The 12,789-nt window shown below is 65.0% G+C and carries 12 protein-coding genes; 8 read left to right on the plus strand and 4 right to left on the minus strand.

What is annotated here, in order from left to right; translation table 11 throughout:
* The 3 genes from ATE62_RS02040 to ATE62_RS02050 all read right to left on the minus strand — a co-directional run bounded on the left by ATE62_RS02040 (position 1) and on the right by ATE62_RS02050 (position 3,731).
* Positions 1–2,094 (minus strand): TonB-dependent receptor, encoded by a 2,094-nt coding sequence (locus tag ATE62_RS02040; RefSeq protein WP_058806677.1) that lies wholly within the window; start codon positions 2,092–2,094, stop codon positions 1–3.
* Between the two features lie 120 nt (positions 2,095–2,214).
* Entirely contained in the window at positions 2,215–3,057 is an 843-nt protein-coding gene (dapD, locus tag ATE62_RS02045; RefSeq protein ID WP_058806676.1) for a 2,3,4,5-tetrahydropyridine-2,6-dicarboxylate N-succinyltransferase, read from the minus strand.
* The gene (locus ATE62_RS02050) at positions 3,054–3,731 is read right to left on the minus strand and encodes a pyrimidine 5'-nucleotidase (RefSeq protein WP_058806675.1); all 678 of its coding nucleotides are present in this window, start codon (positions 3,729–3,731) and stop codon (positions 3,054–3,056) included. The genes dapD and ATE62_RS02050 overlap by 4 nt, the downstream gene beginning before the upstream one ends.
* A 174-nt stretch (positions 3,732–3,905) precedes the next feature.
* Here ATE62_RS02050 and ATE62_RS02055 point away from each other — a divergent pair, with 174 nt between their 5' ends.
* Positions 3,906–5,204: a metal-dependent hydrolase family protein gene (locus ATE62_RS02055; protein WP_058806674.1), complete on the plus strand. Its 1,299-nt coding sequence runs from the start codon at positions 3,906–3,908 to the stop codon at positions 5,202–5,204.
* Positions 5,201–6,022: a hypothetical protein gene (locus tag ATE62_RS02060; RefSeq protein ID WP_058806673.1), complete on the plus strand. Its 822-nt coding sequence runs from the start codon at positions 5,201–5,203 to the stop codon at positions 6,020–6,022. Before ATE62_RS02055 ends, ATE62_RS02060 begins: the two co-directional genes overlap by 4 nt.
* A gap of 11 nt (positions 6,023–6,033) precedes the next feature.
* Here ATE62_RS02060 and ATE62_RS02065 read toward each other — a convergent pair whose 3' ends face one another.
* The gene (locus ATE62_RS02065; RefSeq protein ID WP_058806672.1) at positions 6,034–6,540 is read right to left on the minus strand and encodes a DNA-deoxyinosine glycosylase; all 507 of its coding nucleotides are present in this window, start codon (positions 6,538–6,540) and stop codon (positions 6,034–6,036) included.
* 306 nt (positions 6,541–6,846) lie between these two features.
* Here ATE62_RS02065 and rpsL point away from each other — a divergent pair, with 306 nt between their 5' ends.
* The 6 genes from rpsL (at position 6,847) to rplC (ending at position 12,787) form a co-directional block, all read left to right on the plus strand.
* Positions 6,847–7,218: a 30S ribosomal protein S12 gene (gene rpsL, locus ATE62_RS02070; RefSeq protein WP_058805196.1), complete on the plus strand. Its 372-nt coding sequence runs from the start codon at positions 6,847–6,849 to the stop codon at positions 7,216–7,218.
* 72 nt (positions 7,219–7,290) lie between these two features.
* A complete protein-coding gene (rpsG, locus tag ATE62_RS02075) occupies positions 7,291–7,761 on the plus strand; it encodes a 30S ribosomal protein S7 (protein ID WP_037556359.1) in 471 nt (156 codons plus the stop codon).
* Positions 7,762–7,866: 105 nt separating this feature from the next.
* Positions 7,867–9,960: an elongation factor G gene (gene fusA, locus ATE62_RS02080; protein ID WP_058806671.1), complete on the plus strand. Its 2,094-nt coding sequence runs from the start codon at positions 7,867–7,869 to the stop codon at positions 9,958–9,960.
* 118 nt (positions 9,961–10,078) lie between these two features.
* The gene (gene tuf, locus ATE62_RS02085; RefSeq protein ID WP_058806670.1) at positions 10,079–11,272 is read left to right on the plus strand and encodes an elongation factor Tu; all 1,194 of its coding nucleotides are present in this window, start codon (positions 10,079–10,081) and stop codon (positions 11,270–11,272) included.
* A 147-nt stretch (positions 11,273–11,419) separates the two neighbouring features.
* A complete protein-coding gene (gene rpsJ, locus ATE62_RS02090; protein WP_003042199.1) occupies positions 11,420–11,731 on the plus strand; it encodes a 30S ribosomal protein S10 in 312 nt (103 codons plus the stop codon).
* 279 nt (positions 11,732–12,010) lie between these two features.
* Positions 12,011–12,787 (plus strand): 50S ribosomal protein L3, encoded by a 777-nt coding sequence (rplC, locus tag ATE62_RS02095; protein WP_058806669.1) that lies wholly within the window; start codon positions 12,011–12,013, stop codon positions 12,785–12,787.
* Positions 12,788–12,789: the final 2 nt, after the last annotated feature.

A 12,789-nucleotide genomic window follows, 5' to 3' on the forward strand; every position in this document is an offset into this window, starting at 1 on the left:
TCAGAGCGTCCCAGTCACCGTCAGCTGGAAATATTGCCCGAACTTGCGCTGGCGGCTTTCGCTGAATGCAATCGGCCCGTCGCGCCGGTCGACGAAGACGGTGCGGTCGAAGCCGTCCTTCATCCCCGCGAGGTTGCGGTACGAGAGCTTCACGGTGAAGCCCGCGACATTCTTGTGCTCGACAAAGGCGGTGACGAAGGGCCCGACCGTATATTCCTTCTCGATTGCGTCGAGCCGTAGGCCAGGCGAAAAGCGCTCGTCGAAATAGCCGCCTCCCCAAGCAAAATTGCTCCCCGGCACGTCGTGGCGCAGGCTGAGGTCGGCTATATATTCCTGCCCGAAGCTCTGGTCGCGCCACTGGTCGGTCAGCGGGTCGCGCACACGGTTGCGGCGCCAGGTGACGTCGGCGTTGATCCGCGCCCCCTTCCACCCCAGCGGGTCGAGCAGCAAAGTGCCCTTGGTCGTGACGCGATAGAGATGCGCGGGCGGCAGATTGCCGCGCCCTTCCTCGGTCGCCGACAGCGGGATCTGGTCGACCAGATCCTGCGCATAGCCATAGGCAAAGGCGATCGACGCATTGCCCCAGCGGCCCATGTCCTGGACGAACTCGAGTTCGCTGCGGTTGACGACCGGCGGCACGAGCCGGCCGTTGCCGCCATTGCCCTGTCCGTTCGCGACGTCGACCGAGCTTGCGAAATCGAAGAAGTCGAGCTGGTCGACGCGGCGCTGGACGAACCAGTTGATCGTCGTCTTCGCTCCCACCTTCCACGCGAGCGCAAACTTGCCCTTCGGCCGGATGAAGCTGCGCGTCAGTCCGCCCGGCCCCGACGAGCTGAGCTCGCTATATTCGGCGGCGAGATTGAGCTGCGCGGTCAAGTTCGGCGCCAGCGCGCGGCCCCAGGTCAGCGACGCTTCACCGCGCTTTTCCTCGACCTTGGTCCTTTCGCCGCCGAAGGTGACGGGCAGGAAGCTGCCGTCCGGTTGCAGCACCGCATATTCGGCATCGACGTCGAGCGTGTTGTACGCCCCCTCGAGCGCGACCTGCCAGTCGGTGCCGCCCGCGGTGCGCCAGCTATACTCGCCGCGCAGGATCGCCTCGCCCTCGTCGGCGGCCTGGCTGAAGCGCTCGCCGATGCGCCCACCGATCTCCCGGTCGACGACGAAGCTGTCGACGACGGGACTATGCTCGAAACGATAAAGCGAGATCAGCTTCAGCCGCCCCTTGCCCAGCCCCATCTCGTAATCGCCGCCGAGGTCGAAATTATATTCGTCTTCCTTGAAGCGGAATGCTTCGTCCACCCGCCCGCGGCCCGGTTGCACCGACGTGCCGTCGACGCGTTCGCGCAAATATTGCAGCTGCCCGCCAAGGTTCAGATTCCATTTGTTGCCGTTCGCGGTGGTGCGCGTGAGCGCCGCCGACAGCCGCGGCCGGTCGCCGTTATATGCGCCGAACTCGTCGCGTATGAATTGCAGGTCGCCATTGCTGTCGAAGCGCCGCTCGGGGCCCCAATGGCCGTTGCGGTTCGCCTCGTTCTTGAGGCTCAGCGTGACCTGCGTGCCGCCCAATTTGCCGGTGGTCGAAATCTCGCCATTCAGCCAATTGTCGTCGATCCGCGGGCGCCATTCGGGCTGCCAGCGGACGGTCGTCTTGAATCCGCCGCCGGCGCTCGCGCCCGCGACCAGCACGACATTGGCGACCTGCCCCGTGAGCCCGGGAACGTTCAGGCTCGCGCCGTCGACGATGTCGATATAGGCCACCTGGGCAGCTGTGATCCGCGCCAGCGCGGTGCGCGCGTCGGTCGACTTGTTCGCGATGCGCTCGCCGTTGATCAGCACATTCTCGGTCGCCTGCCCCAGCCCGCGCGCGCCGCCGTTGGTGCCGGTGACGATCAGGAAGCCCGGCACCTTCTCGACCATGTCGAGTGCGGTGCGCGGTGCAAAGCGCGCGAAATCGGTGGGGGTATAGCGCTCGGCGCCGTTCACCGGCGCGGGAATGGCGGGGGGCGCGTCGCCGCTCGGCGCCTGCGCCATGGCAGGCGCAGAGGACAGCGCGGCGATCGCGCTCAGCGACGCTGCCCCGATAATGGCGCGCATAATCCCTCCCCGATGCGGCGACGCAATATCCTGTCGCCCGCGCCTCCTTAAAGAAGGAAGTCGTAAAATTATGTCATCTTCCATGAACCGCGCGCTGGCTTCGACCAGCGCGCGCCGCGATCAGTCGCGCAGCAGCTCGTTGATCCCGGTCTTGGCGCGCGTCTTGGCGTCGACGCGCTTGACGATCACCGCGCAATAGAGCGACGGCCCAGGCGTCCCGTCGGGCAGCGGCTTGCCCGGCAGCGAGCCCGGCACGACGACCGAATAGGCGGGGACTTCACCCATGAAGACCTCGCCCGTCGCGCGGTCGATGATCTTGGTCGACGCGCCCAGATAGACGCCCATCGACAGCACCGCGCCCTCGCGCACGATCACGCCCTCGGCGACTTCGGCGCGCGCGCCGATGAACGCGCCGTCCTCGATCACCACCGGCCCCGCCTGCAGCGGTTCGAGCACGCCGCCGATCCCGGCGCCGCCCGACAGATGGACGTTGGCGCCGATCTGCGCGCAGCTTCCCACAGTGGCCCAGGCGTCGACCATCGATCCCTCGCCGACATAGGCGCCGATGTTGACGAAGCTCGGCATCAGCACCGCGCCCTTGCTGATAAAGGCGCCGCGGCGGACGATCGAACCGGGGACGGCGCGGAAACCGGCGTCGCGAAAACGGTTCTCGCCCCAGCCGGCGAATTTCGACGGCACCTTGTCCCACCAGGTCGCGCCGCCGGCGCCGCCATCGATGATTTCCATGTCGTTGAGCCGGAAGGACAGCAGCACCGCCTTCTTCAGCCACTGGTTGACCTGCCACGTCCCGCCCGCGTCCCGCTCGGCGACGCGGAAGCTGCCGCCGTCGAGTCCTGCGAGCGCGGTCTCGACCGCCTCGCGCACGGCGCCCTGCGTGGTGAGACCCAGCGTGTCGCGGTCGTCCCAGGCGGCTTCGATCGTGGCTTGCAGGTCGGTCGTCATGAAATCCCCCAGGGTTTCGGCAAAGTATCGAGCCAGTCGGCGATGTCGCTGGCGTGGAAATCGACATGCTCCGGCAGGTGGTCGCGATGGCCGCTTTCGCTGCCATTGTCCAGCCACACGGTCGTCATCCCCAGTGCCTTCGCCGGGGTCAGGTTGCGCGCCATATCCTCGACGAACAGGCTCCGCGCGGGGTCGACGCCCAGATGCTCGACCATCAGGCGATAGGCTTCGGGATCGGGCTTGGGCGTATAGCGGGTGACGCGAATGTCGCAGATGCCGTCGAACAGGTCGGCGATCCCGCGCGCCGCCAGCACCCGCGCGGCATAATCGGCATCGGCGTTGGTGAAGATCAGCCGCCGTCCGGGCAGCCGTTCGAGCCCGGCGCGCAGCCGCGCATCGGGCGCGATGCGGTCGAGCGCGATCGCATGGACGTCTACCAGGAAATCCTCGGGCGCGACGTCATGATGGCGCATCAGCCCCGCCATCGTCGTGCCATGGTCGTGGAAATATTGCTTCTGCACGCGCCGCGCCTCGACCGCATCGACACCCAGCAGCCGCATGATGAAGGCGCCCATGCGCTCGTCGATCAGGTCGAACAATTGCGCCGACGGCGGATAGAGCGTGTTGTCGAGATCGAAGATCCACGTATCGATATCGGTCAGGCGCTGGGGCATGCGGCGGCGCTTACCGGCGGCGCGCCGGATGGGCAAGTTGCATACATATGGCCCACCCCGCACACCCGCCGTCACCCCAGGCTTGACCCGGGGTCCCGCTTGCACTTCAAAACAGCGGGATCCCGGATCAAGTCCGGGGTGACGAAATATGGAAACGACAGGGGACGCCTTTTCATGAAACCGACGACCTTCCTCCCGCTCCTTCTCATCGGCACCGCGCTCGCTACGCCCGCCGCGGCGCAGGCGACGCGTACCGTCATCCACGCCGGCCATCTGATCGCCGAACCCGGCAAGCCGGTCAAAGGCGCCACGACGATCATCGTCGAAGGCGGCAAGATCGTCGCGATCGCCGAAGGCTACCAGCCCGCCGACCCCGGCGCGACGCTGATCGACCTCAAGGACAAATATGTCCTCCCCGGCCTGATCGACAGCCACGTCCACCTCACCAGCGACGCGGGCGGCATCGCCGGCCAGCTCGAGGAAGTGACGCTCAGTCCCGCGGCGCAGGCCTTCAATGCCGAGGTCAACGGCATGAAGACGCTGCGCGCGGGCTTCACCACGGTGCGCAACCTCGGCGACGGCGACGGCGCGACCTTGGCGCTGCGCGACGCGATCCTCGCGGGCAAGGTGCAGGGGCCGCGCATCGTCGATGCCGGCAACAGCATCTCGGGCAGTGCGGGGCATATGGACGGCTCACTGGGCTATCGCGACGAGCTCCGCCCCTTCTTCGCGGGCGCGGGCAACACCTGCAACGGCGCCGACGACTGCCGCCGCGCGGTGCGGCTGCAGATCGGGCGCGGCGCCGACGTGATCAAATTCGCCTCGACCGGCGGGGTGAACAGCCGCATCGGCGCGGGGCTCGGCAAGCAGATGTTCGACGACGAGGCGCAGGCGATCGTCGATACCGCGCATCTCTTCGGCAAGAAGGTCGCGGTCCATGCCCACGGCGCCGACGGCATCCGCCTCGCGCTCGCGGCGGGCGCCGATTCGATCGAGCATGGCACGATCCTCGACGAAGCGACCATCGCCGCCTGGGCGAAAACCGGGACCTATTATGTCCCGACGCTGTCGACCGTGAACGGCTACAAGGAACGCATCGCCGCCAACGCCGCGGCCTATGAGCCCGACGTGCTCGCGAAGATCCAGTGGCGCATCGGCATCACCGGCAAGAGCCTCGAGGCGCTGGTGCCGCGCGGCGTGCGCATCGCCTTCGGCACCGACGCCGGCGTCTCGAAGCACGGCCGCAACGCCGACGAGTTCGAACTGTTGGTGCAGCACGGAATGACCCCGGCCGAAGCGCTCAAGGCTGCGACGGTAAACGCTGCCGACCTCCTCGGCCTGTCCGACCAGATCGGCACCATCGCGCCCGGCAAGAGCGCCGACATCATCGCGGTGGCCCGCGACCCGATCGCCGATGTGACGGTGCTCAAGAAGGTCGATTTTGTGATGGCGCGGGGGAGCGTGGTCGAATGAAACGACTGGCCGCGCTCCTGATCATCCTCCTTTGCGCGGGCTGCGCGCCCGCCAAGGCGACCGAGGACCAGTTCCGTCACGACATGATCGAGCGTTTTCGCAAGCAGCAGCCCGACGTGAAATTCGAAATCGGCGACGAACCATTGGTGGTGTCCGTCGATGGCGGCGCCGACGCCAGCGGCACGCTCAACCTTCACCGGATATTCCAATATTGCCAGAACGCCGCGGCCGAGGATTGCGAGGCGGCAAAGAAGGAGTTCGTCGAAAAAAGCTCGACCAAGCCGCCGCCGCTGACCTCTGCCAGCCTCAGGATCGTGGTGAGGGATGCCGTCTATGTGGATTACATCGGACAGTTCGAAGCCAAAGCCGGCAATCGGCAGGCGATCCGCCGGCAGATCGGCGACGATCTCTTCGCCATATTGGTGAGCGACGGCCCCAATACGATTGCCTTGGTCGGGGACACTTCTTTGGCCGAACTCAAATTGTCGGAGGCGGCTGCGTGGGACATTGGGTGGCGCCAGACGCAATCGATCCTGCCGAAAATCCCGTCGGCGGCGGATCTCGGGAAATCGGCCGCGGCTTTTGAAAGCGAAGAATATCTGGCCAGCCTCGCAGCCGACCTGCCGGCGTGGCAGAAAATATCCGATGCCCTCGGCGATGACTTGTTTTTGACCGCGGTGTCGGATCAGTTCGTGTTCGCGGGCGTGATGGCCGATGGCCCCGATTTCGAAGCGTTCAGAAAAAGCGTGACGGAAGACTGTCAGGCGCAGCAGCGCTGTGTTTCGCCCAATCTTTATCGCTTCAGAAACGGTCGCTAGGTCGTTGCGCCCTAGTCGATTTCGACCAGCGCCTGTCCCAGCACGCGCCAAGCGGCGAGCTTCCCGGCATAGCTCCCGGTATTCGCTGCGCTGCTCGAAGGCAGGTCGACCACCTCGATCCCCTCCAGCCCCGGCAACTGCCGCCGCCCGATCGCCGCGGCCTTGCCGCCGTTGAACGCGATCATCCGTAAATCGGGCAAGGTCAGGGTCAGCACCGCGAGATCCTGCGCCTCGACCTCGCGAATCTCGCTGTCGCTGCTCGACCGACGCTCGGCAGTGCGGATCACGTCCCACAGCCCCACCTTCGCCGCGCGCAGCGCCGCCAGCCGGTCGTCATAATCCATCGCCGCCAGCGGCCGGTCGATCGCTTCGCCCAGCAGCCGCCAGAACTGGTTCGTCGGATGCGCATAGTAGCGCTGTTCCGCCAGCGAGCGCACGCCGGGCAGGCTGCCGAGGATCAACAGTCTTGTATCCGGATAGACATGCGGCGCAAAACTGGCGTGGCGGACGGCGGGCATGGCCGACCGATAGCGCGCCCGAACCGGCGCAACAATCTTGCTCACCCCTTGACCGGCAGGGGAATCGGGGCTAGGGGCGCCCCCGTTCGAAAGCGGCGGACTTCCGCCAAACTCGGGCACAACAGCGCTTGAACATTGCTGGCGCGGATGGAGCCTCCGGGGGTCAATTGCGACCGACCGGGGTCTTTTGCTGTTACAGGGTCGCCCGTTTTCCTCGGTTTTCCGCGGGGTTCGGATCGATGCTTCATCCACCGCGGTACAGTAACCGTTCGCTTTGATGGGCGGACATTTAAAGGTGAAGCATTCATGCCCACGATCAACCAGCTGGTCCGCAAGGGCCGGACTCCCCAGAAGGTGAAGTCCAAGGTCCCGGCGATGGACGCAAACCCGCAGAAGCGCGGCGTTTGCACCCGTGTCTACACGACGACCCCGAAAAAGCCGAACTCGGCGCTCCGCAAGGTTGCGAAGGTCCGCCTGACCAACAGCCGCGAAGTCATCACCTACATCCCCGGCGAAGGCCACAACCTCCAGGAGCACAGCGTCGTGCTGATCCGCGGCGGCCGTGTGCGCGACCTTCCCGGCGTGCGTTACCACGTCCTGCGCGGCGTGCTCGATACGCAGGGCGTGAAGGACCGCAAGCAGAGCCGTTCGAAGTACGGCGCGAAGCGGCCCAAGTAAGGCCCGCTTTTTCGGCATTTGATCATCCCGTGACGCCTCGGCGCCGGGATGCTGTTGTAAAAGGAATTACCTATGGCTCGTCGTCGTCGTCCTGAACGCCGCGAAATCCTGCCCGATCCCCGTTTCGGGGATGTCGTGCTGTCGAAATTCATGAACAGCGTCATGCTGGACGGGAAGAAGTCGGTCGCCGAAAGCATCGTCTATGGTGCGCTCGAGTCGGTCGAAGCCCGCGCCAAGAAGGAACCCATCGGCGTGTTCCACGAAGCGCTGGCGAACATCCGCCCGAACATCGAAGTCCGCAGCCGCCGCGTCGGCGGTGCGACCTACCAGGTTCCGGTCGAAGTCCGTCCGGACCGTGCGCAGGCGCTCGCGATCCGCTGGCTGATCACCGCCGCGCGCAACCGCAGCGAGACCACCATGGCCGCGCGCCTCTCGGGCGAACTGCTCGACGCGTCGAATAACCGCGGCAACGCGGTCAAGAAGCGCGAAGACACGCACCGCATGGCGGAAGCGAACCGCGCCTTCTCGCACTACCGCTGGTAATTTGCCGGACGCCCCCCGCGTCAGGGGGGCGTCTCGCAATCGCAACAAAACTTCCTATATCGGGGGCGGCTCCAAAGGCCTCCCCCAAAAACCAAGGAAAAGACCATGGCACGCAGCCATTCGCTCGAACATTATCGCAACTTTGGGATCATGGCGCACATCGACGCCGGCAAGACCACGACGACCGAGCGCATCCTTTACTACACCGGCAAGTCCTACAAGATCGGCGAAGTCCATGACGGCGCCGCAACGATGGACTGGATGGAGCAGGAACAGGAACGCGGCATCACGATCACGTCGGCTGCGACCACCTGCCTCTGGAAAGCTGACGAAGGTCAGGGTCCCGAGCATCGCCTGAACATCATCGACACCCCCGGACACGTCGACTTCACGATCGAAGTCGAACGTTCGCTGCGCGTGCTCGACGGCGCGATCACCGCGTTCGACGGCGTTGCCGGCGTCGAGCCGCAGTCGGAAACCGTGTGGCGCCAGGCGGACAAGTACAAGGTTCCGCGGATGTGCTTCATCAACAAGCTCGACCGCACCGGCGCCGATTTCTATTATTGCGTCCAGACGATCGTCGATCGCCTGGGTGCGACCCCGGCCGTCCTCTATCTGCCCATCGGCGCCGAAGGCGACTTCAAGGGTCTCGTCGACCTCGTCAACGAGCGCGCGATCATCTGGAAGGACGAAAGCCTCGGCGCCGAATTCTTCTATGAGGAAATCCCCGCCGACCTCGCCGACAAGGCTGCCGAATATCGCGAAAAGCTCGTCGAACTCGCCGTCGAACAGGACGACGACGCGATGGAAGCCTATCTCGAAGGCAATGTCCCCGACGTCGCCCAGCTCAAGGCGCTGATCCGCAAGGGCACGCTGGCGCAGGCGTTCGTCCCGGTCCTCTGCGGCTCGGCGTTCAAGAACAAGGGCGTCCAGACGCTGCTCGACGCGGTCGTCGACTATCTGCCTTCGCCGCTCGACATCCCCGACGTCCAGGGCATCAACCCGTCGAACGACCAGCCCGACTCGCGCGAGACTTCGGACTCGGCGCCGCTGTCGCTGCTCGCCTTCAAGATCATGAACGATCCGTTCGTCGGCTCGCTCACCTTCGCCCGCATCTATTCGGGGACGCTCAACAAGGGCACCTACCTGAACTCGGTGAAGGACAAGAAGGAAAAGGTCGGCCGTATGCTGCTGATGCATGCGAACAGCCGCGAAGACATCGACGAAGCCTATGCGGGCGACATCGTCGCGCTCGCCGGCCTCAAGGAAACAACCACCGGGGACACGCTCTGCGCCACCAGCGCGCCGATCATCCTCGAGCGGATGGAGTTCCCCGAGCCGGTCATCGAGCTGTCGGTGGAACCGAAGACCAAGGCCGACCAGGAACGCATGGGCATCGCGCTCAACCGCCTGGCCGCCGAGGATCCCTCGTTCCGCGTGTCGACCGACCATGAATCGGGCCAGACGATCATCAAGGGCATGGGCGAGCTTCACCTCGACATCCTCGTCGATCGCATGAAGCGCGAGTTCAAGGTCGAGGCGAACGTCGGCGCGCCGCAGGTGGCGTACCGCGAATCGCTCGCGCGCGCCGTCGACGTCGACTACACCCACAAGAAGCAGTCGGGCGGCTCGGGCCAGTTCGGCCGCGTCAAGGTCAGCGTCGCTCCCGGCGAACGCGGCTCGGGCATCACCTTCATCGACGAGATCAAGGGCGGCAACATTCCGCGCGAATATATCCCGTCGGTCGAAAAGGGCATGCGCGAGTCGGCCGAAAATGGTCACATGATCGGCTTCCCGATCATCGACTTCGAAATCAAGCTCACGGACGGCGCGTACCACGACGTCGACTCGTCGGCGCTGGCGTTCGAAATCGCGGGCCGTGCGGCGATGCGCGAAGTGGCGGCGAAGGCCGGCATCAAGCTGCTCGAGCCGGTGATGAAGGTCGAGGTCGTGACCCCTGAGGAATTCATGGGCGACGTCATCGGCGATCTCAACAGCCGTCGCGGCCAGATCCAAGGCACCGACAGCCGGGGCATCGCCCAGGTCGTCGAGGCGATCGTGCCGCTGGCGAACATGTTCGGTTACGTCAACCAGCTGCGCAGCTTCAGCCAGGGGCGCGCCAGCTACTCGATGCAATTCTCGCATTACGAAGAAGTGCCGACCAACGTCGCCGAAGAAGTGAAGGCCAAGATGGCCTGATAGGGTTGAAGCCGCGCGGACTTGCGCCGCGCGGCAAGACCCTCTAAGGGCGGCGCCTGATTCAGCAGGCCCGTCCGGACTGATCAAACGAAACACCTAAGAAGAAGGTTCTTAAATCATGGCCAAGGCTAAATTTGAGCGGACGAAGCCGCACTGCAACATCGGCACCATCGGTCACGTCGACCATGGCAAGACCTCGCTGACCGCAGCGATCACCAAGATCCTCGCCGAGAACGTCGCGGGCAACGCCGCCGTCGACTTCGCGAACATCGACAAGGCTCCCGAAGAGCGCGAGCGCGGCATCACCATTTCGACCGCGCACGTCGAATATGAAACCGAAGGCCGCCACTATGCGCACGTCGACTGCCCGGGCCACGCCGACTATGTGAAGAACATGATCACCGGTGCTGCCCAGATGGACGGCGCGATCCTCGTCGTGTCGGCCGCTGACGGCCCGATGCCGCAGACCAAGGAGCACATCCTGCTCGCGAAGCAGGTCGGCGTTCCGACCATGGTCGTGTTCCTCAACAAGGTCGACCAGCTCGACGATCCCGAGCTGCTCGAGCTCGTCGAACTCGAAATCCGCGAAGAACTCTCGAAGCGCGACTTCGACGGCGACAATATTCCGATCATCGCCGGTTCGGCGCTCGCCGCGCTGGAAAGCCGCGACGACAACATCGGCAAGGACGCGATCCTGAAGCTGATGGCTGCCGTCGACGAGTGGATTCCGCAGCCGGAACGTCCGCTCGACAAGCCCTTCCTGATGCCGATCGAAGACGTGTTCTCGATCTCGGGTCGCGGTACGGTCGTGACCGGCCGCGTCGAAACCGGCATCGTCAAGGTTGGTGAAGAAGTCGAAATCGTCGGCATCAAGGACACCAAGAAGACCGTCGTCACCGGCGTCGAAATGTTCCGCAAGCTGCTCGACCAGGGCCAGGCCGGCGACAACATCGGTGCGCTGATCCGCGGCGTCGGCCGTGAAGAAGTCGAGCGCGGCCAGGTTCTGGCGAAGCCCGGCTCGATCACGCCGCACACCGAGTTCACCTCGGAAGTGTATGTCCTGTCGAAGGACGAAGGCGGCCGTCACACGCCGTTCTTTGCGAACTATCGTCCGCAGTTCTACTTCCGCACCACCGACGTCACCGGCGAGGTCATCCTCCCCGAGGGCACCGAGATGGTCATGCCGGGCGACAACGTCCAGCTGTCGGTCAAGCTGATCGCCCCGATCGCCATGGACCCGGGTCTGCGCTTCGCGATTCGCGAAGGCGGCCGCACGGTCGGCGCAGGGGTTGTCGCGACGATCACAAAGTAATATAGGGCCGCGAGCCGCGCGATTCGGACTGATTCGCGCGGCTCGTAGCTTTAAGAATTTTAATGGCCGGTTCGGCTTCCATGCGGGAGCCGGAGCAGGCCATTTCGGCTCTTTCGCATCGTTAGACGGGATTCGACTGGAACAGTCATGGAAACGCAGAATATTCGCATTCGCCTGAAGGCCTTTGATCACCGCGTGCTCGATCAGGCCACCACCGACATCGCCGATACGGCCCGCCGTACCGGAGCGCTTATTCGCGGCCCGATCCCGCTTCCGACGCGTATTGAAAAATTCACCGTGAACCGCGGCCCGCATGTCGACAAGAAGTCGCGCGAGCAGTTCGAGGTGCGTACCCACAAGCGGCTGCTCGACATCGTGCAGCCCACCCCGCAGACGGTCGATGCGCTGATGAAGCTCGACCTCGCCGCGGGCGTGAACGTCGAGATCAAGTTGGCCTAAGCCAACGAAGCCCCCGGACAAGCGGGGGTCTCTATCGGCAGGACGTTAAGGCGCCTGCATCACGATAGGGTGGATACCGCCGGACCGCTTCTTCGGAAGCATCATGGTCCGGGCTGCGTCCCCCGTCTCGCCGCTCTCCCTCGGGATGGCGGCACCTCAGCCCGGACGGGGCGATGCATCGAAATTTCGGGCTGGGAGGGTTCCTGAGGGGTTTTGCTCCAATGGGTCCCGCAAGCCGTGCGGAATGGTCCGCCCGGCCTCTGTTGAGGAGTATGGATCATGCGGACTGGCGTGATCGCGAAGAAAATGGGGATGACCCGCCTGTTTCAGGACGACGGCCGCCACGTGCCCGTCACCGTCCTGAGCCTCGAAGGCTGCCAGGTCGTCTCCGTGCGCGAACAAGAACGTGACGGCTATGTCGCCGTCCAGCTCGGTGCCGGCTCGGCGAAGGCGAAGAATGTCGCCAAGCCGCAGCGTGGGGCCTTCGGCAAGGCCGAAGTCGAACCCAAGGCGAAGGTCGTCGAATTCCGCGTCGCCGACGACGCGACGCTCGACGTCGGTGCCGAACTGTCGGCCGACCATTTCGTCGCCGGCCAGATCGTCGACATCCAGGGCGTCACGCAGGGCAAGGGTTTTGCCGGTGCGATGAAGCGCTGGGGTTTCGGGGGCATGCGCGCCACGCACGGCGTGTCGATCAGCCACCGTGCCCATGGTTCGACGGGTAACCGCCAGGATCCGGGCCGCGTCTTCAAGAACAAGAAGATGGCCGGCCACATGGGCGCGCGCAACCGCACCCAGCAGAATCTCGAAATCGTCCGCACCGACGCCGAGCGCGGCCTTCTCTTCGTCAAGGGCTCGGTCCCTGGCTCGAAGGGCGGCTGGCTGCTCGTCCGCGACGCGGTGAAACTGCCCCGCCACCCCGAGGCCCCCTATCCGGCGGGCATCAAGAGCGCGGCCAACAGCAACACTGCCCCGGCTGACGCGCCGGTCGAAACGCCGGCCGAAGAAGCCGTCGTCGTCGACACCGCGGCCACCGACGGCGCACAGGAGTCCTGATC

Source organism: Sphingopyxis sp. HIX, from assembly GCF_001468285.1.
GTDB lineage: Bacteria > Pseudomonadota > Alphaproteobacteria > Sphingomonadales > Sphingomonadaceae > Sphingopyxis.